The sequence below is a fragment of the Draconibacterium sp. genome, from assembly GCF_041583095.1.
In the GTDB taxonomy this organism is placed as follows: domain Bacteria; phylum Bacteroidota; class Bacteroidia; order Bacteroidales; family Prolixibacteraceae; genus Draconibacterium.
The window spans coordinates 1-24,323 of sequence record NZ_JBFHGM010000048.1; the positions used below are offsets into that span (position 1 = coordinate 1).

Annotated in this window: 20 protein-coding genes; 5 read left to right on the forward strand and 15 right to left on the reverse strand. The window is 41.8% G+C overall.

The window, feature by feature from the left end; translation table 11 throughout:
• Positions 1 to 1,015: glycoside hydrolase family 2 protein (locus tag ABZB17_RS06765; RefSeq protein WP_372648823.1), on the forward strand; the 1,015-nt coding region annotated here is incomplete at its 5' end.
• A gap of 193 nt (positions 1,016 to 1,208) precedes the next feature.
• Complete coding sequence (locus tag ABZB17_RS06770; RefSeq protein ID WP_372648825.1) at positions 1,209 to 1,736, forward strand: hypothetical protein; 528 nt, start codon at positions 1,209 to 1,211, stop codon at positions 1,734 to 1,736.
• 93 nt (positions 1,737 to 1,829) lie between these two features.
• Here ABZB17_RS06770 and kbl read toward each other — a convergent pair whose 3' ends face one another.
• Positions 1,830 to 3,017 (reverse strand): glycine C-acetyltransferase, encoded by a 1,188-nt coding sequence (kbl, locus tag ABZB17_RS06775; RefSeq protein ID WP_319500507.1) that lies wholly within the window; start codon positions 3,015 to 3,017, stop codon positions 1,830 to 1,832.
• A 203-nt stretch (positions 3,018 to 3,220) separates the two neighbouring features.
• On the opposite strand from kbl, the gene gltX reads away from it, so the two are divergent.
• Positions 3,221 to 4,747 carry a glutamate--tRNA ligase gene (gltX, locus tag ABZB17_RS06780; RefSeq protein WP_372648827.1) on the forward strand — a complete coding sequence of 509 codons (1,527 nt, stop codon included), beginning with the start codon at positions 3,221 to 3,223 and terminating at the stop codon, positions 4,745 to 4,747.
• Between the two features lie 798 nt (positions 4,748 to 5,545).
• Here the strand turns inward: gltX and ABZB17_RS06785 are convergent.
• The 5 genes from ABZB17_RS06785 to ABZB17_RS06805 are packed head-to-tail and all read right to left on the reverse strand — an operon-like array spanning position 5,546 to position 11,553.
• Positions 5,546 to 5,791 (reverse strand): LPXTG cell wall anchor domain-containing protein, encoded by a 246-nt coding sequence (locus tag ABZB17_RS06785; protein WP_157493539.1) that lies wholly within the window; start codon positions 5,789 to 5,791, stop codon positions 5,546 to 5,548.
• Positions 5,792 to 5,814: 23 nt separating this feature from the next.
• On the reverse strand, positions 5,815 to 7,758 hold the full coding sequence (locus ABZB17_RS06790; protein WP_372648829.1) for a phospholipid carrier-dependent glycosyltransferase: 1,944 nt from the start codon (positions 7,756 to 7,758) through the stop codon (positions 5,815 to 5,817).
• A complete protein-coding gene (locus ABZB17_RS06795; protein ID WP_372648831.1) occupies positions 7,751 to 8,668 on the reverse strand; it encodes a glycosyltransferase family 2 protein in 918 nt (305 codons plus the stop codon). The genes ABZB17_RS06790 and ABZB17_RS06795 overlap by 8 nt, the downstream gene beginning before the upstream one ends.
• Positions 8,669 to 8,677: 9 nt before the next feature.
• A complete protein-coding gene (locus ABZB17_RS06800) occupies positions 8,678 to 10,018 on the reverse strand; it encodes a Gfo/Idh/MocA family protein (RefSeq protein ID WP_372648833.1) in 1,341 nt (446 codons plus the stop codon).
• A gap of 11 nt (positions 10,019 to 10,029) precedes the next feature.
• Positions 10,030 to 11,553, reverse strand: coding sequence for an SUMF1/EgtB/PvdO family nonheme iron enzyme (locus tag ABZB17_RS06805; RefSeq protein ID WP_372648835.1), 1,524 nt, complete (start codon positions 11,551 to 11,553; stop codon positions 10,030 to 10,032).
• 246 nt (positions 11,554 to 11,799) lie between these two features.
• On the opposite strand from ABZB17_RS06805, the gene ABZB17_RS06810 reads away from it, so the two are divergent.
• Entirely contained in the window at positions 11,800 to 14,310 is a 2,511-nt protein-coding gene (locus tag ABZB17_RS06810) for a LamG-like jellyroll fold domain-containing protein (RefSeq protein ID WP_372648837.1), read from the forward strand.
• Between the two features lie 8 nt (positions 14,311 to 14,318).
• On the opposite strand, the gene ABZB17_RS06815 is transcribed toward ABZB17_RS06810, so the two are convergent.
• A complete protein-coding gene (locus tag ABZB17_RS06815) occupies positions 14,319 to 15,713 on the reverse strand; it encodes a tryptophanase (protein ID WP_372648839.1) in 1,395 nt (464 codons plus the stop codon).
• 329 nt (positions 15,714 to 16,042) lie between these two features.
• On the opposite strand from ABZB17_RS06815, the gene ABZB17_RS06820 reads away from it, so the two are divergent.
• Positions 16,043 to 16,810, forward strand: a complete 768-nt coding sequence (locus ABZB17_RS06820; protein ID WP_372648841.1) for an HAD family hydrolase — start codon at positions 16,043 to 16,045, stop codon at positions 16,808 to 16,810.
• Between the two features lie 36 nt (positions 16,811 to 16,846).
• Here the strand turns inward: ABZB17_RS06820 and folK are convergent, their stop codons facing one another.
• The 8 genes from folK to ABZB17_RS06860 form a co-directional block, all read right to left on the reverse strand.
• A complete protein-coding gene (gene folK, locus ABZB17_RS06825) occupies positions 16,847 to 17,725 on the reverse strand; it encodes a 2-amino-4-hydroxy-6-hydroxymethyldihydropteridine diphosphokinase (RefSeq protein WP_372648843.1) in 879 nt (292 codons plus the stop codon).
• Positions 17,726 to 17,982: 257 nt separating this feature from the next.
• Positions 17,983 to 18,342 carry a dihydroneopterin aldolase gene (locus ABZB17_RS06830; protein ID WP_372648845.1) on the reverse strand — a complete coding sequence of 120 codons (360 nt, stop codon included), beginning with the start codon at positions 18,340 to 18,342 and terminating at the stop codon, positions 17,983 to 17,985.
• A gap of 2 nt (positions 18,343 to 18,344) precedes the next feature.
• Positions 18,345 to 19,073 carry an SDR family NAD(P)-dependent oxidoreductase gene (locus ABZB17_RS06835; RefSeq protein ID WP_372648847.1) on the reverse strand — a complete coding sequence of 243 codons (729 nt, stop codon included), beginning with the start codon at positions 19,071 to 19,073 and terminating at the stop codon, positions 18,345 to 18,347.
• A gap of 185 nt (positions 19,074 to 19,258) precedes the next feature.
• The gene (locus ABZB17_RS06840) at positions 19,259 to 19,870 is read right to left on the reverse strand and encodes a riboflavin synthase (protein WP_372648849.1); all 612 of its coding nucleotides are present in this window, start codon (positions 19,868 to 19,870) and stop codon (positions 19,259 to 19,261) included.
• 92 nt (positions 19,871 to 19,962) lie between these two features.
• The gene (cysS, locus tag ABZB17_RS06845) at positions 19,963 to 21,435 is read right to left on the reverse strand and encodes a cysteine--tRNA ligase (protein WP_372648851.1); all 1,473 of its coding nucleotides are present in this window, start codon (positions 21,433 to 21,435) and stop codon (positions 19,963 to 19,965) included.
• Between the two features lie 114 nt (positions 21,436 to 21,549).
• Positions 21,550 to 22,206 (reverse strand): lipoprotein signal peptidase, encoded by a 657-nt coding sequence (locus ABZB17_RS06850; protein WP_372648853.1) that lies wholly within the window; start codon positions 22,204 to 22,206, stop codon positions 21,550 to 21,552.
• An 85-nt stretch (positions 22,207 to 22,291) separates the two neighbouring features.
• Positions 22,292 to 22,666, reverse strand: coding sequence for a TraR/DksA family transcriptional regulator (locus tag ABZB17_RS06855; protein WP_045025927.1), 375 nt, complete (start codon positions 22,664 to 22,666; stop codon positions 22,292 to 22,294).
• Between the two features lie 88 nt (positions 22,667 to 22,754).
• The coding region (locus tag ABZB17_RS06860; RefSeq protein ID WP_372648855.1) for a DUF5915 domain-containing protein at positions 22,755 to 24,323 on the reverse strand (1,569 nt) is incomplete at its 5' end.

Genomic DNA, 24,323 nt, shown 5'->3' on the forward strand with positions numbered 1-24,323 from the left:
CCTTGTAAATGGCGACGAACACTACTGGGGTGTTTGGTGGGCTAAAGAGCCGTTCAGTACTTACGCCACTCACCTGGCTCGTTTTATGAGCGAATACGGATTCCAGAGTTTCCCTGAAATGGCATCGGTACGTAAATATGCGGAGCCGGAAGATTACGATATTTACTCGGAAGTGATGGAGTCGCATCAGCGTTCGTCAATTGGTAACGGAACCATCGAATATTATATGCTCCAGGAATACAAAAAACCAAAAGATTTTGAGTCGTTCCTGTATGTAAACCACGTGCTGCAAGCCGACGGAATTAAATTCGGATTGGAAGGACACCGCCGTGCCATGCCGTTTTGTATGGGTAGTTTGTACTGGCAAATCAACGATGTTTGGCCGGTGGCTTCGTGGAGTTCAACCGACTATTACCAAAATTGGAAAGCACTGCAATACTACGTTAAAAAAGGTTTTAGCCAGGTTTTGGTTAGCCCGTACGAAGAAGGAATTAAGTTTAAAGTGGGTATTGTTAACGACCGCCTGGAGCCAATTCAAGCCGAGCTTCGTATGCAAATGGTTGATTTCGATGGTAAAGTAATTTGGGAAGAAGCTCACCTGGTTGATATTCCTGCCAACTCGAGCGACGACTATTTCGATGTAAACAAAAACGAGTGGCGTTACCAATACAGAAAGAACCTGAAAAACGTTGTGTTCACCACTGAACTGGTTGAAAATGGTAATGTTCTTTCGAAAAACTACTACTACTTCCTGCCATTTAAAAACCTTAGCGTTAAAGCACCACAGGTTGAATATGCCATAACAAAAGCCGATTACGGTTTTGACATTGCGCTAAGAACCGACAAGCTTGCGAAAAACCTATTCCTGGAAATTGGCGACGAAGAAGGTTTCTTCTCCGATAACTATTTTGATATGCTGCCCAACGAAAAGGTATCAATCAATTTAAAAACCGATATTTCCGAAGAAAAGCTGAACGAAGTACTTACCATTCGTACTTTGGATGATGCATTTTAATCGATAATTATCGATAGTCATTCTGAGCGTAGCCGAAGAATCTTAACATACGAGATGTTTCGACTACGCTCAACATGACTCCTCGTTAATAAACATTTTGGTTTGCTATACCCAATGTTGACACCCCACTGTTTAAAACAAATCCACCCGCACATTTTTATTCAATTTCAATTTCCCGACCTTTAAACTCAATATGAATTTATTTATCGTACTCTTTATTAGCATCCTCACTGTTTTTATTGGTAAACCGGCCGAAAAAACCGAAGTATACCTTGAAAAAGGTGGCCAGTTGATCGCTTTTCAGGCTACCGGCGAAAAAGGAAAAGTGAGCTTTAAACACCTCGATGAAGGCAGCTACAAATTGCTTTTGGTTTTCCCGCAACAAGAGGGCAAATACATCAAAGAAAAGCCCAAACACGAAACCATGACCAAAGCTACCTACAACCCGCGAAACAAAACCTATTATTACCAGGGAACAGAAGGTTTTTTCTCCATAAAATTCAGAGATCTTTCTAAGATTAGAAGCGAGAATTTTTCAGCGATATTCAGGGAGGAGCAAGATGAAGAAGATAAGTTTAATGCTATTGCTGAATTTGGAATTCACAATGCCGGAGGATCAATTGGTGTTTCTGTAGAGGCAATCACGGCTGCACAATTCAAAAAAGCTGCGGATAAAATTGGCCAGGATATTTCAACACAGTCTATTCGGGGGATAAAATAAAACTGTCATTTCGAACGTAGTGAGAAATCTGTAACTCAGAAGATTCAAAGTGACAGATTTCTCAGTCGTTTCTCCTTCGAAATGACAATATCATTAAATAATTCCCAATTCCTTACCCACCTTAATAAAGGCTTCAACGGCCCTGTCGATTTCCTCGAACGAGTGTGCTGCCGAAAGCTGAACCCGAATTCTTGCTTTTCCGCGAGGAACTACAGGGAAACAGAATCCGATAACATAAACGCCTTCTTTTAACAGTTTGTCGGCAAATTTTATGGCAAGCGGCTCGTCGTAAACCATTACCGGAACAATTGCCGTATCGCCTTTTACCAGGTCGAAACCGGCAGCTTCCATTTTCGTTCTGAAACGAGCGGCGTTTGCCATTGTTTTGGCCGGCAGATCGGCTCCACCCGAAAGCATTTCAATAACTTTTAAGGTTGCTCCAACCGTTGCCGGTGCTAAAGTATTCGAGAATAAATACGGACGCGAGCGCTGACGCAACATATCGATAATCTCACGGCGACCTGATGTACAACCTCCGTTACCACCGCCCATGGCTTTTCCGAAAGTGGTGGTAATAATATCTATTTCACCCAGTAAATCGTAATGTTCGGCAGTACCACGGCCGGTTTTTCCGATGTATCCTGTTGCATGCGAATCGTCGACCATTACCAGTGCATCGTATTTTTTGGCCAGCTTAACAATGTCGGGCAAGTTGGCAATATCTCCATCCATCGAGAAAACACCATCGGTAACTATTAAACGGTATTTCGCGCCCGATGCATCTTTTAAACACTGCTCCAACTCTGCCATATCAGAGTGTTTGTAACGGAAACGCTGTGCTTTACACAAACGCACCCCGTCGATAATCGAAGCATGGTTTAACTCATCCGAAATAATCGCCGAATCAGCACCTAAAAGTGGCTCAAAAACGCCGCCGTTGGCATCAAAACAGGCACAGTATAAAATGGTGTCTTCGGTTCCCAAAAACTCAGAAACCTTTTCTTCCAACTGTTTGTGAATGGATTGTGTTCCGCAAATAAAACGCACTGAAGAAAGTCCGAATCCCCAGTCGTTCATAATGTCCTGCGCTGCTTTAACCACCTCCGGATTGTTGGCCAGCCCGAGGTAATTGTTGGCACAAAAATTCAGTACCGTCTCTCCGGTCGACACTGCAATTTCAGAGCTTTGCGATGTGGTAATAATCCGTTCGCTTTTATATAATCCCTGCTCTTTTAATTCTTCGAGCGTGTTTCTTAGGTCGTTCTTAATTTTTCCGTACATGATTTCAATTGTTTGTTAAACCAATACACAAAGTAATGGAAAGCAATAGTATTAAACATTGATAAAAGGCAGAAATTTCAAGTTGACAGTTATCAGCCTCAGTTTGCAGTATTCGTTCAAAGTTACATCAATAAAACTGCTAACTGCCACTGCTAACTGATCACTATTTTCTTCTATCTTTGCGCCAAAATAAAGAAAGAACAATGAGCGAAAGAAAAGTACGGGTACGATTTGCCCCAAGTCCAACCGGGCCGTTGCATATGGGCGGTGTTCGAACAGCCTTATTTAATTACCTGTTTGCAAAGAAACACGGTGGCGAATTTATACTCCGAATTGAAGATACCGACCAAACCCGTTTTGTTCCGGGTGCCGAAGATTATATTATTGAAAGCCTGAACTGGTGCGGACTAACGCCGGTTGAAGGTCCGGGAATTGGTGGCGATTTTGGCCCATACCGTCAGAGTGAAAGGAAAGAGTTGTATAAAAAATATGCCGATCAGCTGGTAGAAAGCGGCTGGGCTTATTATGCTTTTGACACACCCGAAGAAATTGATGCTTTGCGCCAGGCCGCGGAAGCCAACAAGGAAACATTCTCGTACGGAATTGCCACGCGCGACAAGCTGAACAACTCGCTCAAATTGTCGGAAGAAGAAGTTCAACAAAAATTAGCAGCAGGCGAAGCTTATGTTATTCGTTTTAAGATGCCTGCGGATACTGACGTTTCAGAGGACGATCTGATTCGTGGAAACGTAACTTTTAACACCACAAAAAGTCTCGACGACAAGGTGCTTTTTAAATCGGACGGAATGCCGACTTACCACCTTGCCAATGTGGTTGACGATCATTTGATGGAAATCTCGCACGTTATTCGTGGCGAAGAATGGTTGCCATCGATGCCTTTGCACGTTTTATTATATAAAGCGCTGGGCTGGGAGGCTACCAAACCACGTTTCGCGCATCTTCCGCTAATTTTAAAACCTGTTGGGAAAGGCAAACTCAGCAAACGCGATGGCGACAAACTGGGATTCCCGGTATTTCCATTGCTGTGGACTGATCCGAAAACAGGCGATGTTTCGCGCGGATACCGCGAAGATGGCTATTTCCCTGAGGCGTTCATTAACCTGCTGGCATTACTGGGCTGGAATCCGGGGACTGAGCAAGAATTTTTCTCGCTGGAAGAACTGGGAGAAATCTTCAGTCTGGAGCGCGTGGTGAAATCAGGATCACGTTTTGATCCGGAAAAAGCCAAGTGGTTTAACAAACATTATTTCCAGGAGAAATCGGTTGAGGAACTTGCCGGCTTATTCAAACCTGTTTTAGCTAAAAAAGGTGTTGAAGCCAGTGATGAAAAAGTAAATGCGGTAGTTGCAGAGATAAAAGAGCGCTGCGAATTTGTTGCCGAATTGTGGGATCAGAGCAGTTACTTTTTTGTGGCTCCTACGGAATACGACGAAAAAACAGTAAAAAAACGCTGGAAAGAAAACACATCAGGCCAGTTAGCTGAAATTGTAAACGTATTTGAAACCGTTGAAAACTGGAAAGCCGATGCAATAAAAGAAGTTTTTTCAGCATTTATGACTGAAAAAGAATGGGGATTTGGAGCCATTATGAATCCGCTTCGACTGGCGCTGGTTGGTGGAAATATGGGCCCCGATCTCTTTGTTATTTGCGAGCTGCTGGGTAAAGAGGAAAGTATTGCCCGTATAAAAACAGCAATCGAAACGATATAACCGACAGCACATTAACACAAAAAACATTCATGATTCTCTGGATTCACCAACAGCAATGAAACTACTGCAAATATACAGTTAACTCTCACTCATTCCGTCTCTATATGAAAAAAGGCCCAACCCGGGTGAGTTAATAAATTTTAATGCACCTATTGTTATTAGTTTATATTGCACTTTTATAAAAATAGCCGGAATCGTATTTTCGATTCCGGCTATTTCAGGCAAAAAGTCAGGCAATCATCACGTGAACAGATGTTAATAGCCCACTTTTTATTTTTTAATAGCGTAAACATTTGTTTAAGCCCCTAATTACCCCTAAAACATGCCATAAACATTTGTTTAAGGTATAAAAAAATGTTTTTTCACGGCATGAACATTTGTTTAAGGCATCAAAAAGTATTTCGGAGTGGCTTAAACATTTATTTAAGGCAGTAAAAAGTATTTTGCGAAGGCTTAAACATTTGTTTAAGTGTACAAAAAGTATTTTTTAGGGGCTTAAACATTTGTTAATGCCAAAAGTGGCATTTTTCGGGCGTTTAAAATATGATTACGGGTGTGAATAATTTCGGGCAATAAGCAGCCCAACAACCACAGAACCATTCCATTAAACATCTTACTATAAAAAAACCGGCCTGTATAAGCCGGTTTCTTTGTAATCAGACTTCACTCTAAATTACACCGATGTAACAATAAATTGTCGCACACTTTCACTCTGTTCAGTTTGCTCCTTTATTGTAAAATCGGCATAAACCATTGTAACTTTAAAATTCCTAACGGCATTTTAAAGAACAATTGGTATTACTTTTTCTTTTTCTTCATAAAAAAGAAAACAGCTGCCGCGATAACTACTACTGCAACAACAATAATGATTACAGTAGTATTTGATCCTGAAGCTTGTTCAGCACCAGCCAACGGCACTTCTTCCAAGTACGAACTGTCCTGAGCACCCAAATTGTCAATATATGTTCCCTGGTCCTGCGCCATTAGCAACATTGTTGGTAAACTCATAATAAACAATCCGATCATTGCAATTACTCTCTTCATCTCTCTAAATTTTAATATTCGTATTACTTAGTTAATTTCTCTTTCACTCTCTTCAATAGTGGTGCCGCATTTTTATAACGCGGATTCACTTGCATCAACTCTTCCAAAACCGCATAACTTTCGTCAAACTTCCCCTGATCAAAGAATTTTTGCGCCTCGAGCAAATACAACGGCTCGTAATAAGGATGTATTGCTCTTCCGCCTTCCAATAATTGGTCAAGCTCGGCATACTTACGTTGCGCCAGTTTCAAATTCGCCAAATTTACAAACATCCAAACATTATTGGGGTCTGTTTGCAGTTCCTTTTTTAATACTACTTCGGCTTCGTCCCATTTTCGGTGTTTCAAAAGGTCGATCCCCTTAAAATCATCTTTCGTTTGCCTTTCCAACAACACCACCAGCGGATTTCCTTTGTGGTAAAAAGTTTTTACGATTCGCGTCGATTGCCAGGTGTTGTTCTTCAGCAAATACGGATGAATATAATTCACCCCAAACAATGCATAATCCCAGTCTACCGAACTACGTTCGAGGTAACGTATGTATTGAAAATCGATGTTGGGTAACTGCTCGAAATAATTCGGCAACTGACAATTCATCGCCACTATCGCTTTTTTATCATCAATTTCGGAGATTAAATAATCAGTTGCCTTCTTCATTCCGTGGAAATAATAATCGTATTCGTAATTGCTCCACGCTGCTTTGTTCCCTCCCGAAATAGCATTGAAATAGATATAATCTGCCGGAAAAGTTTTCGCCTGGTGTTGAAAGGGCAAAACCATCAAAACAAAAAACAGCGCGATAGATGGAATTTTCACCTTCTTGCTAATGTCAGATTTTAAGAACTGAAACACTCCACTAACGGCCAAAACAACCAGCACCGGAACTACAAACAACATTTGCCGCATACCGCTGTACAGGTTCGAACCGATAACAATTACATACACCACCGGGAAAAGCAGCGTAAAAAAGACGAACAACTCTATACTGAGTTGTTCGCTGTACGGTTTAGAAAATTTATAGGTTAAAAAGGCTATGAAGTATAGAGCCCCGAGCAAAATAAACTCGGGTGTTGCTATTAAAATCCATTTTACAAGGTAATGCCATGGCAGCGATGAACTCCAGATTACCTCGCCTTCGAACAACTGTTTAATGCTGATTTTGTAGTGCTCCATTACTGATAAACTTTCGAGCGGATGGCGCACAACGTCCTGCAAGGCATAGGGCCAGAATAATAGTCCGAGGAAATAACCTGCAAATACTATTACCAGCCACTGGCCCATTAACCTTACAAAACAAGATTTAGTTGAAACGATATATTTAAGTAAAAAAGGCTTCGATAGAACGATAACTACAATTCCCAATCCGAGGTAGGCAAACAGAATTAATCCGCCAATACGCACCGAGCAGGTAAAAGCAATGGCCAGTCCAAGACCGGTCACGGTTTTCCAGCCCACTTTCGGGAATTGTTTTAAGTATTTTATTATGAAGTAAATGCCGGCCACATAACCGGCTGCAAACGGAATATCTTTTAAGTTGCCAAATGCCTGACCAAACAAACGCGGTGTGAGCATCAGCGATAAAACTACAGTTGCTGCCACCCAATATGAATTGCTTATTTCTTTTCCCAGCAAACCGGCAAAAAGCAAGACTAAGAAGAAAAATACAGCTCCTGTAAAATGTCGTGTCAGAAATTCATTTTCAATGGAGAATGCACGATTTATCAGTGCGGTGAGGTTATCAACCGACTGCCCGTAATATTTCAGGTTGTCAACAGGAGTATCAAGGCACGAAACATCTTCGCCACCGGTGTAATACCAGTTAACCACACGTTTGGCATGTGGGTAATGCAACATCTCGTCGACATTAACAGCCGCCTTTGGCGCTAACAACAGCAGAATCGCAGCAGCTACAAACAAGCTGATGCGAAACACATTGCGTGCAGTTAATATGTCGGTTAATTTATTCATAAAACTCCTTCACCAAGTAAACCGGGCGCTTTTGTACTTCCTTGTAAATGCGGTAAATATATTCGCCGATGAGCCCCAAAAAAGTAAGTTGCACCGAGCCAAAAAAACTAATCGCCAAAAAGGTAGACGACCAACCTGTTGGCGCCAACCCTGTGTATTTTGAAATCAGCGTATAAATAATGGCAAGTAAAAACACCAAAACACCCAGCAAGCCCAGATACAAACACAGTTTTATGGGCCATTTCGAGAACGAATAAATAGCATCAGCCGCCAGTGCAAACAGTTTTTTGCTGGTCATTTTGGCGATGCCTTCGGCTCTGTCCGGACGCTCGTAAACAATGGTATCGTGCTGAAAACCGATAAAATTGCGGATGCCCGGGAAATAACGGTTTTGCTCGGTAAATTTTAATATGGCCGAAACAGCCCGGCGGCTCATTATACAAAAGTTACCCGCCTGCTCCAGTTGTTGTTCTTCCGAAATATTCCGGAATATTTTATGAAATACATTGATGTAAAAGCGTTTGCTGAACTTTTCGCCACGCTCCGAGCGCACAGCCGAAACCACATCGCCTTTGGTGGCACTTATTTTTTGGTAAAGCTCTTTTATCAGCTCCGGCGGATCCTGCATATCTCCATCCATTACTACCACGTACTCGCCATTGGTATATTCCAAACCGGCTGCAATGGCTGGCTGCAATCCAAAATTGCGCGACAGCGACACCACTTTCAACTCTGGCTTCTCCGATTTCATTTCAAGAAGCTGTTGAAGTGTATCGTCGGCACTTCCGTCGTCAACACACACCACTTCGAAAGCTTCGCCCAAAGTCATCAGGTTATGATGCACCTCGTTTATCAGCAACGATAAAACGGCGCTTTCGTTAAATAATGGTATTACAACGGATAGTTTCATACTCTGTTTTTATGCTTTATGTTGAGTTCCCTGTTTTGGTATTGGAAATTCCATGTCAACCGGGCCCATTTCGTACGTTCCCGGTCCCAGCTTTTCGTTCGAAGTCATCATATCTTCCCAGGTTACTTTTTGCCCGGTATAAGCAGCGGTTCGTCCCATAATCGCCGTTAATGTTGACTCGGCAGTACGGTGTGCCTCAACAACCGGTTTGTTGGTGCGGATTGCAGTTACAAGGTGAATGTGCTCCTGCACGTAAGGCGAAACCGCTACAACGCCGGTAGAACGGCCATCCTTATTTTTTGGATATTCGTAAGTCCATTTCACCGAACCATCGTGATTGAAGACCGTGTTTTTACAATTCGTGTAACCTTCGGTTCCCATAATCACTTCGCCTAGTTGGTTGGCACAACCATCAATCTGGCGCGAAAAACTGTGCGACGAAATTCCATTTCCAAAGTCAAAATCAATACTAAAGAAATCGTACTGATCGCCGGTTAACCTGCGGTGACGTCCACCAAAACCAATTGCTGATTCGGGTGTTTTTCCCATAAACCAGTTTACAATATCGATGTTGTGAACGTGCGTATCCAGAATATGATCGCCACCCAACCAACAGAAGCTGTTCCAGTTACGCAGCATGTATTCCATATCGCTCCAACCTTCTTCGCGGGTACGGAACCAAACGTGCGACTGCAGCCAGTAAGCTTTTGCAGCTACCAAATCGCCAATAGCTCCTGATGCCACCTGACGATATGTTTCCACATAATCGCGGCTGTGGCGACGTTGTGTTCCGGTAATCACCGACAAGCCCATGTTCTCCGCTTTTTTTGAAGTAGCCATTATCTGGCGTGCTCCTACGGGATCAACACAAACAGGTTTTTCCAGAAATACATGTTTTTTTGCCTGCACCGCAGCATCAAAGTGCATTGGGCGGAAATGCGGAGGTGTAGCCAAAATTACCACATCCAAATCCACATCCAGCAAACTTTTATAAGCATCGAATCCCCAGAAACAGTTGGCTTCAGGTACTTCAACGCGTTGTTTTAACAATTTATCGCGGCAATCCCATACTTTATCTTCAAAAACATCGGCCAGTGCTACCAGGTGCAAGCCGTGCCCTGCTGCCAAAAAGTTCAACGCAGCGCCGGTTCCCCTGTTTCCACAGCCTACCAATCCTACTTTCAACTCCTTTCCATCGGGAGCCTGATCAAGCAGCGGGGGAAATTCATAATCAACCTCTTTTGTTGTGTTCTTGCAAGAACTCAGTGCATTTAAACCAATTACTCCGGCAGCACCGATTAATGCTGATTTCTCCAGAAAATTCCTGCGTGATAGTTGATCTTTACTCATTGTATTTTGTTTTAATTTTTTTCTGTTGTAAACATTTCTTCATTGTACTCGCAAACCACCCTGAATCCAACACTTTTGGTATCAGAATACCACCAAATACTTTTTGGGATTTGCGGATCGGTTACTAACCATGCATCGGTTTTTGTAAAGTCGCGGGCAGCCACACGCAAGTCTTTTGGCGAGTTGCGGAACGAACCTCCCCGAACCACGTGTTCCATTCCGTTTCGTGGGCCTCTCGGGTTTTTCACCACACCTTTCGGGTATTTACCATACACCTGCGGATCGTAATAATCGAGGCAAAATTCAGCCACATTACCCAACATATTTTTCAACCCAAAAGGATTGGCCTCAACGGCATCGGGTTGCTGAGTTTTATTCGGACTGTTCAGGTGTGATATCACATATTGATTAATGACTTCTTTGTTGCTGCCAAATAATTTCTTGATAAATCCATCGGCTTCAAAATCTTTAGGAGATCCTTCGAAGAAATAAGGCATTTGTGTTCCTCCGCGGGCTGCATATTCCCACTCTGCTTCGGTTGGCAAACGGTATTTTCTTCCGGTTTCCTGAGTAAGCCACCTACAATAAGTTTCGGCAGCGTGATGACTCATAGTAATTGCCGGACGTGTTCCTTTTCCCCAGCCCTGATCCGGAGCTCCCCATGGTGGTGTAGCACCCGAAACGCCATCGGTTTCTTCATCAACTTCTACGGCTTCTTTCCGCCCCTGCGAACCGGTAGCCGTAAAAAAGGCCAGGTACTCATCCCATGATACTTCTATCTCTGCCATCCAGAAATTACTTACTTCCACATCCCGAACCGGACCTTCATCTCTTTCGCGGTAAGGTTCATCAGCCGGGCTTCCCATTTTAAACTGACCACCGGGAATGGCAACCATTTTAAACGATACCGCGGTTCCCGGTATCTGTTCTTCAAATGTTTCAAAAGCTTTTACTTTTGCAGGCTCAGTATAGATTTGTGTCGGATCCACCGTTTCTTCCAATCCAGCCAGCAGGTTGGTTTCTCCTCGATAATGACCAACATCATGATGGCATTGCATACACGAGTTATTCTCCGGATCGCGAATATATTTTATATGTTGCAAAGATCCCTGCTCATTCAGCGTTGACGGAAACATGTTCGTATGGCATTTCAAACATCCATCTTCGTACACGAAATGTTTTGAAGCTTCAACCGATCGTTTAGCCGCCCAATCAATTTGTTCTGTGTCCATTGTCAGGTAAGCGTACAAATCATGAAATCCATGATAAGCTTTACGGGTTAAAAAACGAGCCGTTTGATCTTCCGGTGGTAAGTGGCAGTCAACACATTTTACAGAAACGCCACTGGGGGTATTATGATGAACTGATAGTTTCCAGCTGGTTTCAGCATGTGGGTGTACATGACATGAATTACAAAAATCATTTGTTGAAGTATAGTCAACTGTTTTATTAAATAACAGCAAAAAGAGTATAACACTCAGTCCTCCCGCAACAAAAAGCATGTAGTGTTTGCGTTTAATTGTCTTATCAGTCATTCGTCGTCAATTTGAACCCCAATTATACACGCGCGTAATTAGCTGCTTCTTAATATTTGTGCTAAATGTGTCTTAACGACCTCTTAATTTAATCTTAATTTTTTCGATAACATATTGATTAAAAAGCATTTTGAGAAATATAATTTTTTAATAAAAAAATATCTTTATTCGTATATTTTAATATATTTGGGCTGAAAATAATATCAAATTAAGGACATTATCATTCCAATCAGAAAAACATACAGGATGCCGAACAAGATAATTTTGAAGCTATTCTTATGCCTTTTTGCTGGAATTGCCTTTTGTTTACCTGGCAAAGCCAACGATTTTGCCGACAACTCCTTTTTGATAGGTCAATTAACACCCGCCGAATACCAAAATAACCGACTTCTGAATTTTATAAAAGATAATAACTGGACTGGAATAGAATTAGCCGTTATCTCTGATTCCATAGGAATACGTCTGCAAAACAGCACTGTTTCATTTTCCGATATTCTGGAAAAAATTGAATTGATACTGCAAGAGAAAGAATCGAAGGTAGTACCTGTTTTTATTAACTATTCGGGTAATGTACATGCACTCGACTCTGTAATAAACGCAAGCAGTCTTTCCGATCAGATATTCTTTTTACCACAAGGAGAAAAATGGCCATCGATAGAATATTTGGTACAGGCCAACCGCAGGGTTATATTTTTTGTTGAGGGCGACATAGAAAACGAAAGCCGGATTCTGCACGAAACTTCCGACTATGCGCTTGAGATTGGTGCCAGCCAGATCACACCCAACTCTGCAATTCTGAAAAGGGAATCGAACATCAATAAGGAACTTTTTAAAATCAGTAATTTCGACCGTTTACCAATCGGTGTTTCCACCTCGCAGGTTAACCGCGACATGTTTCCTGAATATATCAACTTTCTGCTTGAAAGCTGGACAAAATTCGGCAAAAAACCTAATTTCTTATTTGTTGAAAGAAGCATCTACAATTTTGGATTTATTATCGAACAGTTGCATTCTTTTGAGGCCGTAAAAGGACAGGTTCGAACCGTGGGAAAAAACTTTGAGCGTGTTTTCTGGAAAAATGCCGAAACGCTGATCACCGGAGGGAAGTTCAGCTTTCCCATTCGTGGCGGCGAAGAAATGATATTAACACCATTTGTCCCGGGTTTTAGTTTAACACCTTCGCAACTTACCATCACTGCCGAAATGGTAAAACCCGAACAGTATTCAATCCTGGCCACTCCGCTCGACCTTAACCGGGGTTTAATGGCCAGTTTTCATTTCGAGAACGAGCTGGCGGATGCGGCGAACCCCGAACGTACATTTGACGGAAACGGCTTCACTTTTAGCCAGGATATTGACCGTGGAAACGTACTACGTTTGCCGGAAAATGCCAATGTAAACCTTGGCCATCCCGAGTTATACGGCCTGCCCAACAGTAGTTTTACCATTAGCTGTTTTGTAAAATTTATTGATATTCTGGAGTTTGGAGATAATGCGATTTTGGGAAATGATGAAACAGGATACAGAAGAGGACTTCACCTGGTGTTGCGCTCGGGGCATCCGTATTTCGGACTATGGGCCAACGATTTTATGTCGGACGAACTACTGGAAACCAACAAGTGGTACCACCTTACCTGGCGCTATATTTTAGAAACCGGCCAACAAGCCATTTTTGTGAATGGACTGTATGTTGGTGGTTCCGATGGCCATCCACCCTATTCAGGCACCAACGATATTTTTATTGGTAGTGCCCTTTCAGGCGGAGCCAGTCTTAGAGGGTACATCGACAACCTGTACATTTGGAACCGCCCGCTGGGTAACGAAGAAATAAACCGACTGGCACTCGATGAAGAAATCACATACCAAACAACAAAAGCCTCGGGCACTCTACTTTCAACCAAAACAATTGTTGCCATTCTGGGATCAATCACCTTTGTTTTCCTGATGTTGATTTTTGTTTTGCTCCGAAAAATGAATGCACGAAAACATTCGATACTAGTCAATAAACCTGAAACACCAACAAAAAACCAGATTCAGCTTTTTGGCGAATTCAAGGCGATTAATAACAAAAACGAAGATGTTACCGATCTATTCACTCCAAAAGTGCGGGAGTTGTTTATTTTCACGCTGATCCACACTATGAAGAATGGAATCGGAGCCCCTATTCCCGAAGTTAACGAAACGCTGTGGTACGGAATTGAGGACAAAAAGGTGGCCAACAACCGCGCAGTTACACTGAATAAATTGCGAAAGATCCTGATTCATTTCAACAAAATAGAAATTACCTCTCAGAATGGTTATCTAAGTTTAAATCTTTCGGAAGACTTTTTCTGCGATTACGTGGAGGCATATCAACTTTGTAAAATTCCTGACGGCATGTCGCGACAGCAGTTGCAGTTGTTTTTCCATTTGGTAAAAAAAGGCCGTCTGTTAAAAGGTGCCGACTGGCCCTGGCTTGACGAAGTTCGAGGGTTTACCGGCAACCAGGTAATCGACAATTTGTTAAAACTGGCATCCGATTACAAAAAAGAGAATAAACCCAAAGAAGTTGAAAAAGTTTCGCAACGCATTTTGGATTACGACGACCTGAACGAAGAAGCGCTTTATCTGCAGATATGGGCCTTGCAAAAAGCCAATAACTCGCATTTGGCGAAGTTCAATTTCGAATCGTTCCGTTCAAAATATGAAAAAGCAATGGGTGAATCGTATGCCTTAAGCTTTAAAGAGTTCACCCATCATTACGCCGATCAATTATAAAAACCGGCTTATTTCTTATGCACCTTTTCGGCATGCTCCAATTCCACTGAAAAGTGACGCATTATTGGTGCTTCCTTTTTAATCCGGTATCCGTGATCAATCTCTTCCCTTCGATCGAAGATATTTTTTAGCGCCACTGCGACTACATCCATGTGATTATTGGTATAGGTTCGGCGTGGAATTGCCAAACGTAACATTTCCAGTTTCGGATAACGGTTCTCGCGCGTAAGCGGATCACGGTCTGCCAGCAATGTTCCTACTTCTACCCCACGAACTCCTGCCTCAAGGTACAACTCTATGGCCAGTGTTTGTGCGATGTATTCTTCTTTCGGGACGTTACCCAGAAACTTTTTGGCATCAACAAAAACAGCATGTCCTCCAATAGGTTTCTGAACAGGAATTCCCCACTCAATTAAACGATTCCCTAAATACGCAACTTGTTGGATCCGGTTTTCAAGGAAATAACCTGTTGTTACTTCGTCCAGACCAACAGCCAGTGCGTTCATATCGCGCCCCGCCATTCCGCCATAGGTATTAAAACCCTCGAACATGATATTAAAAACCGACGCTTGTTTTAACAGCTCTTCGTCTTTCATGGCAATAAAACCACCAATATTTACAATGCCATCCTTTTTACTGCTCATGGTCATGGCATCGGCATAGGAAAACATTTCGGCCACAATCTCTTTGATGGTGCTGTTGCGGTATTCATCTTCGCGTTGCTGAATAAACCATGCATTTTCGGCAAAACGAGCTGAATCGAACACCACTTTAATTCCGTACTTTTTCGACAGGGCATGCACATCGCGCAGATTTTGCATCGATACCGGTTGCCCGCCCGAAGTGTTGCAGGTTAGCGTTACAATTACCATAGGAATTTGCTCTGCCGGATGCGTTGAATAAACGGCTTCCAGCTTGTTTAAATCCAGATTCCCCTTAAAAGGATGCAACGATTCAGTATCAAAAGCCTCGTCGATCGTGCAATCAACAGCCGATGCTTTCCGGTATTCAATGTGGCCTTTTGTGGTATCAAAATGACTGTTTCCGGGCACCACATCATCTTCTTTTACCAGCACCGAAAACAACACATTTTCGGCAGCACGGCCCTGATGAGTAGGCAAAAAGTAATCAAAACCAAGAATGTTTTTTATTGCATCTTTTAAATGATAATATGACGATGATCCGGCATAACTTTCGTCGCCGGTCATAATTGCGGCCCACTGATTCTGACTCATGGCTCCGGTTCCGCTGTCGGTCAATAAATCAATAAAAACCTGCTCGCTTCGTAAATTAAAAAGGTTGTAGTTTGCTTTTTTTATCCACTCTTCGCGCTGTTCACGCGTACTTTTATAGATGGGTTCCACCATCTTGATTTTATATGATTCTGCAAATGGTAATTCCATAATTCATAATTGAATGAAAGATTATAGCCTCGCAGCTGCAAGACAAAATACTTTCGTGTTACTAAATAAAATTGATTAGCCGGAGCGTTCCCGGCACGCGAATGAATTACAGAATAGCGTAAGCGTCCCTGTTTTTGATATTCAGGAAGCTTCGATTGTGGAGGTAGATAGCCATTAAAAATTTAATCATGACTTTTAATTTTACTACGCTACAAATTTAACGCGCTTAAATCAATTTGCAACACGATAAATATCAGTTTTATACAATTTTAAATCCTCTTCCGCAATAAATGCCTAATTTTGTGGCAAATAAGAAAAAGGAATAGAAAATGGGAAACTTAGCATTTGAAGCAGTTATTTTCGATATGGACGGCGTAATAACCAAAACCGCCATTACGCACGCCGCGGCATGGAAGAAAATGTTTGATGAATACCTGCAAAAACACGCTGAAGAAACAGGGGAAACTTTTAATGAATTTACACAAAGCGATTACCTGGCTTTTGTTGATGGAAAACCACGTTACAAAGGAGTGGCATCGTTTTTAGAGTCGCGAAATATTAGCATTGAATTTGGCGATCCTTCCGATGCTCCGGGTATGGAAACGATTTGTGGGTTGGGTAATCGCAAAAACGAAGCTTTTAACGAAGTTATTGAACGTGATGGTGTTGAGGTTTACGAATCGACAGCACAAATGCTAAACGATTTGAAAACAGCAGGTATAAAACTGGGAGTAGCATCGTCGAGTAAAAACTGTGCACCGGTTTTGGAAGCTGTTGACATGCTAAAAATGTTTGGCGCCCGCGTTGACGGAGTTGTTTCGGCCGAGTTGGGATTACATGGCAAACCGGAACCGGATATTTTTACCACTGCCTGCGATATGCTTGAATCCACTCCGGCAAAAGCTATTGTTGTAGAGGATGCTGTTTCGGGAGTTCAGGCGGGAGCAAAAGGAAAATTTGGATTAACACTTGGTATTGCCCGCGAAAACAACGAAAAAGAGTTGTCTGAAAACGGTGCAGATTTTGTGGTTACCGACCTTGAAGAAGTTGGCGGAATTTCAGGTTTAAACGAACTGTTTTTAAAGAATAATCAATAGACATAACAACTAATCATAGTATGACTTGAAGTCATTCTATGATTGCAGTAGTTCGGCTACACTTTTTCGCAAAAAATCACGCGTATAATAATCTTCATCCACAACCTCTCCGTTCCATACTGCAATATCCAAATCGATACAACGTGGTCCGAATTTTGGGCCCGTCCGGTCGCGCCCCATCCGGTCTTCAATTTGTTTAAGTAACTTTTTCAGTTCAGGCTCAGTTAAACGTGTGCAAACTTTTACTGCTCCGTTGGTGAAGTCGGCCTGATCTTCAATTCCAATTGGTTTGGTTTTTATCTTTGAAGAAACTTCAAGCACCGTAACCTCCTCATTCAGGATTTCAAGCATTTTGGCAATATTCTCGTCTGCGTTAATGTTTGAGCCTATGCCAATAATTACAATATTGATACTCGCACTCCAAGTGAGGGTATCAATAAGTCCTTCCCGACGGATCAATTCAAAATCTATCAACTTTCCTTTTCTTATTCCTAAATAATCACTAATAGAAGAGTATTCCCAATCTTCTGCCTTTTTCACCAATCCGTCAAAAACCGGATTTTGATGGACATATTCAACACAAGTTGCTAAATAACTTCTGCCTTCCCAAAAATTAAGTTCAGTTCCGAACTCGGTATTCCAATAAGAAGGATCTATTTTTATTTCATCAATCAAAGGTTTAGCTTTTGTATGCTGCTGAAAAAGCGACCCTGTGAAATCTTCTTGTTGTTGAATGGCTCGAGTATAAGAACGAAGTAAAATCCCAATTGAATAATTCAACGAACGCTCCCTGGTCATGCGATCACTGGTAGTGATCGTATGACTATTGCGATGAACAAAAACCACCCAATGAAAATGATTAGGCATTAAACACCATGAAATAAAAGAGACATAAGGCCCCAAATATTCCCGCATTTTTCTCAGAAAAAACGAATAATTCTCTTTATTATAAAAAATCTTCCGAGAACTATTTCCCCGGTTAAAAATGTGATAATATTGCCCGCTCTCAAATTCCATATTTACATTAATTCATACTAATGCCCATGTACAATCAAATTGATTCTTAATGCTTTAAATCGGCATTAAACAGTGTAATCTCAGCGTTTCACTGAAGGCTCACGCTGAATAATAATTGGTATAATTCATACCATGACTTCGAGTCATATTATCAATCAGGACTGACGCGAAGCCTCCATTTCCATCGATACCGATTCAGCAAAACGTAAAGCATGAGGTTTGTCCACTTCAACGCGAGCCCACTTTACTTTTTCGTCCTCCATTATCGTATCGAGAATACGTTTGGTGAGCACTTCCAGTAATTTGAAACGCCCCTCCTGAACCAGTGCAATTATTTTTTTGGTGATCACTTTATAATTGAAAATATCTTCAGGCTCGTCTGATTCGAGGGCCGATTCAGGAATATCAGTTTCAATCTCAAGGTTGATCACTACATCCTGTTTATTCACCAATTCATCGGGATTAAATCCGATGTAGGTTCTGATTAGCAGATCTTTTACGCGTATTTTAGCCATATTTAAAGGTTTTTTCCAAGGTTTTCTCCACCGTCGGCAAACAGCAATTGCCCGGTGAGATGATCATTTTCCAAAATATAATCCAAACTTTTCAAAATCGGCTCCACTCCTCCCGGTTTTTTCATCGGAATACCCTGCGCCAGCTTTTCCAGGTAATCCTCATCCTCGTCTTCAGGAGGCAAGGTAACACCGGGTGCAATGGCATTTATCCTGATATCGGGAGCAAATTCCAAAGCCGCCATTTTTGTAAGTTCCCAAAGTGCTTTTTTCGAGATGGAATAAGCCGCAAAATTCGAAGCATTTGAGGTTATTCGCGTATCAACAAAATTAATGATGTTGCCCGATTTAAAATAGTTGGCAAAATCACGGATAAGAAAAAACGGAGCTTTTAGGTTGACATCCAACTGTGAATCAAAAAGCTCAACCGAGGTGCCTTTCAGGTAGCCACGATCAAATACTGAAGCATTATTAACCAACAGATCAACTTTAATGTTTCGGGCAGCCAGTTTGGGGATCAATGCCACTACCTTATCTGTTTCCGCAAGGTTGGCTTGTACTGCCCTGAATTCCTGATCAGGATATTTCTTTTCAAGTTCTTCAACCAGCGCATTAGCCCCTTTTGCCGAAGAATTGTAGTGCACCACAATATTCCAGCCTTTTTCAGCCAGATGTTCTGTTAACGATCGGCCGATACGTTTTGATGCTCCGGTTATTAATGCTGTTCGTTTCATTCTGAAAAGTTAGTTATTTTTTCTAATAAGAACAGGATCCTCAGACTTATGTTCACAAAAACACAAACATGATTTCCGCGAACAACCAACAGAAATGAACGGATATAAACAACTTTCACGCAAAGAAAATGGAAATAAAAAAAGGTCCGCAAAACGGACCTTCTTAAAAACACTATATGGTTTTTCTATTTGCTGTACGAATTCAATTTACTCAGGTATTTCCCAATAATATCAAACTCAAGATTAATTACCGATCCCACTTCAAAGGTGTGGAAATTGGTTACTTCCTGGGTGAAAGGAATGATAGCCACCTGGAAAGAATTGTCTTTTGAGTTTACCACGGTAAGACTAACACCATTAACCGTTACCGACCCTTTTTCAACGGTCATATAACCTTGTTTGGCTTTATCAATATCAAAGTCATATTCAAAAGTGTAGTACCAGCTTCCGTTGGCCTCTTCAATTTTAACACACCTGGCAGTCTGATCAACGTGTCCCTGAACAATGTGTCCATCCAAACGGCCATTCATCATCATACTACGCTCCAAATTCACTTTCGAACCTACTTCCAACAAGCCAAGATTCGACTTAATAAGCGTTTCTTTAATCGCGGTAACTTTGTATTTCTTTTCGGCTTTATCCACCCAAACAACGGTTAAACACACGCCGTTGTGCGATAAACTCTGGTCAACTTTCAGCTCGTCGGCAAACGAACAGGTTAAGGTAAAATGTACATTCTCCTGATCCTTTTCAACGGCTACTACAGTTCCGTATTCTTCTACAATTCCTGAAAACATAGCTTTATATTTTGATTTGCGAATTCCGGTTAACGATTTTTGACTTCAGCTCTTCCTTCATCATTCGCTAATCCACATTCATCATTCTACAATTATTTTACACTCCACTCTACACCATCTTTGGTGTCTTTTATCTCAATGCCAATTGCATTTAGTTCGTCGCGAATCTTATCGGCCGTCCCCCAGTCTTTATTGGCTTTGGCATCTTTCCGCAGGTTAATAAGCAATTCTACCGCTCCACCCAATACTTCGTTGTTTCCACTTCCTGTTTCACCTTCCTCTTTTAATCCAAGAATATCAAAAACCACTGCATTGTAAAATGCTTTTAAATCCTCCAGATCAGCAGCAGATATTTTCTCGCTTCCGGCTTTAATCGAGTTGATCATTTTTACCCCGTCAAAAAGATGCGCAATAGCAATCGGGCTGTTTAGATCGTCATTCAGTGCAGCAAAACATTTCTCCTTCAATGGCGCCACATCAACTGTTGAAGCGTCAGCAGAAGTTAATTCGCCTAGGGTTTTCATGGCAGCCATCAAACGCTCCAAACCTTTTTCTGAGGCCTGTAACGCTTCATTTGAGAAATCGATGGTGCTACGATAATGCGCCTGCAAAATAAAGAAGCGGATGGTCATTGGCGAATAAGACTGCTCCAGAATTTCGTGCGTGCCGGTAAACAATTCATCCAAAGTGATGAAGTTACCCAGCGAGCGTGCCATTTTCTGACCGTTAATGGTAATCATGTTATTGTGCATCCAGTAACGCACCGATTCCTGTCCGCGGCAAGCTGTATTTTGTGCAATCTCGCACTCGTGGTGCGGGAAAGTTAAATCCATTCCGCCACCGTGAATATCAAACTGTTCTCCTAAATATTTTGTGCTCATTGCCGAACACTCGAGGTGCCATCCCGGGAAACCATCGCTCCATGGCGAAGGCCAGCGCATAATGTGCTCCGGTGCCGCTTTTTTCCACAAGGCAAAATCAAAAGAGTTTTTCTTTTCATCCTGCCCGTCAAGTTTGCGGGTGTTGGTTTTTATATCATCCAGATTACGGCCTGAAAGTTTTCCGTACTTGTAATCGTTGTTGTATTTATCTACATCGAAATAAACCGAGCCATTGGCTTCGTAGGCGTAGCCGTTTTTCAGAATACCCTCTATCACCTGAATTTGCTCGATGATATGACCCGACGCGCGCGGCTCGATGCTCGGACGTGTAACGTTCAGATCGTCCATGTTCCGATGAAAAGTGTTCATGTATTTCTGAACCACTTCCATTGGCTCCAGCTGCTCCAAACGCGCTTTTTTGGCAATACGGTCTTCGCCAACACCTTCCACCTCATCTTCAAGGTGACCAACATCGGTAATGTTGCGCACGTAACGAACTTTGTTTCCGAGAAAAGTAAGGTAACGGTACAACAAATCGAATGTAATAAACGGGCGTGCGTGCCCAAGATGCGAGTTGCTGTAAACCGTTGGCCCGCATACGTACAAACCAACACGACCTTCAACAAGTGGCTTAAACGCTTCCTTTTTTCGGTTCAGCGTATTATAAATGTATAGTTGACTCATATTTTTCTGAAATCGTATGATTGTGCAAAGGTAAAACAAAATGAGTGATTTTGTGACTGTTACCAAGTCCCTTTGCATAAAGGTAAACCGTAATTAACCTGAGGTTCTGAATGCCTAAGCTGTTTGCTCTGCTTCCGTCTCTTCGCTGTCGTTTTTGCTTTCTTCCAGTTTATTAAAATACTTGCGGTAGAACAGCAAAATTGAAAAGATACCTACTGTAATTGCCGAATCGGCGATATTAAAAACCGGACGGAAAAAAATAAACGGATCTCCTCCAATTCTTGGTATCCACTCAGGATAGCGGCCTTCAAGTAGCGGGAAATAAAACATGTCAACCACTCTTCCGTGCAGGAAGCTGGAATAACCGCCTTCAGCAGGAAATAATGTAGCTACCTGTCCGTAGCTGTGGTTAAATATCATTCCGTAAAAAAGACTGTCGATGATATTCCCGATGGCACCGGCAAAAATCAATGCAATACAAGCTACAAAACCAAAAGGCACATCTTTTTGTCTGGCCAGTTTAAACAGGTACCAACCAATGGCAATTACAGCAACAATACGAAAAACACTTAAAAACATTTTTCCGTATTCGCCGGCAAACTCAAAACCAAAAGCCATACCATTATTCTCAACAAAATGAAGGATAAACCAATCTTTAAACACCACAATCTCATCACCGATCGACAGGTTGGTTTTAATCCAGAATTTCAGAACCTGATCGACAATTAAAACGGAGAATATAATTATCAGTGATTTAACGGAACGCGACATATGCTAACCCTTTATAACAGAAATGCTCTTCGAAAATTCTAATCAGTATTTTCGAAGAGCAATTCCAATTCGTTTCTTTTACTTATTATTTTCCTTGTTTCGCATCAATACTAAGTGTTGCATGAGGAACTGCACGCAATCTTTCTTTAGCTATTAACTTGCCGGTCTCGCGACAAACGCCATAAGTTTTATTTTCGATACGAATAAGAGCAGCTTGTAAGTGCTGAATAAATTTTAACTGACGCTGAGCTAATTTTCCAGCTTCCTCTTTAGAAAGTGTAGCTGCGCCCTCTTCCAATACTTTAAACGTCGGCGATGTATCAGAAATATCATTACCATCGCTTTGAGTGATTGAATTCTTGTACATTGTATAATCTTCCTGCGCTTTTTCAAGCTTATCAAGAATGATCTTTTTGAATTCCATCAACTCTTCATCCGAATATCTGTTTTTGTCTCCCATAATTCGTGGGTTTTAAGTTCCTCTTTTTTTCAACAAGGCCCTAAAGTAATAAAAAAGTCCATCATTTGCTGTCCTTGTTAACAAATATTTAGCTAACCTTTTCTATCTCAATTTTGGCGACTACCTCTTTGTCAATCTCCACCTCGGTGTCCCCTGTCAAATTAGTACTTTCAACCAATTCAAGAACGTCGGCAAGAGTCTGTGTACAAATGTATTCTTTGTGGTTTTCAACCGCCACATTATACGCTTCGTGCTTTGCAATACGCAACTTAATCCGATCGGTTACCTCAAAATCATTATCCTTTCGTAAGTTCTGTATTTTGTTGATAAATTCACGGGCAATTCCCTCTTGTTTCAGCTCTTCCGACACATTGATATCCAAAGCGATAGTCATTTGCCCTTCGGTGGCCACTGTCCATCCCGGAATATCTTCGGTTTGAATTTCAACATCGTCCAACGAAAGCATAACTTTTTCGTCACCAACTGTCAACTCAAATTCTCCGGTACTTTCAAAGGCCGAAATGGCATTCTGATCCAGCTGATTTACCGCTCCGGCAATTTGTTTCATCATTTTACCGTATTTCGGACCGAGGGCTTTAAAGTTCGGTTTGATTTTCTTTTTGATCACCCCGGCTGTATCGGTTAAGAACTCAACTTCCTTAACGTTTACTTCTGCCAGAATAATATTTGAAACCGCCTCGAATTGTTCTTTAAAGTGCGGATTTAATACCGGTACCATAATTTTAGCCAACGGCTGGCGTACTTTCAGCTTTTCTTTTCGGCGCAATGCCAAAATCATCGAAGAAGCTTTTTGCGCAATGGCCATTTTTTCTTCCAGATCTTTGTCGATCAGTTCTTCCGCATAAGCAGGAAAATCAACCAGGTGTACACTCTGATTTTCGGCTTTTCCGGTAGCTTTATTCAGATCGTTGTATAGCAGGTCGGCATAAAACGGCGCAATTGGCGACATTAATTTAGCCACAACCTCCAAACAAGTATAAAGCGTTTGATAAGCCGAAATTTTGTCGCAAGAATATTCGCCACCCCAGTAACGTTTACGGCTTAAACGCACAAACCAGTTACTCAGGTTTTCGGATACAAACTCCGAAATGGCACGGCCGGCACGTGTTGGCTCGTAATTTTCGTAGCTATCACCCACTTCTTTAATCAGCGAGTTCAGCAACGAAATAATCCAGCGATCGATTTCCGGACGCTGCGCTACAGGAATTTCTTCTTCGGCATATTTAAAGCCATCAACATTGGCATATAATGCGAAGAAATTGTAGGTATTATAAAGTGTTCCGAAGAACTTACGTTTTACTTCTTCTACCCCGTCGATATCAAATTTCAGGTTATCCCACGGTTGCGCATTGGTAATCATGTACCAACGCAACGGATCAGAACCGTACTTATCGATAGTTTCGAACGGATCGACAGCATTACCCAGACGTTTCGACATTTTCACGCCGTTTTTGTCCAATACCAGTCCGTTTGAGATAATATTTTTGAATGCTACCGACTCATCGATCATGGTAGCAATGGCATGCAGTGTAAAGAACCATCCGCGGGTTTGGTCAACCCCTTCGGCAATAAAATCGGCCGGGAATACATCTTTAAAATTCTCTTTCCACTCGAAAGGATAATGGCGCTGTGCAAA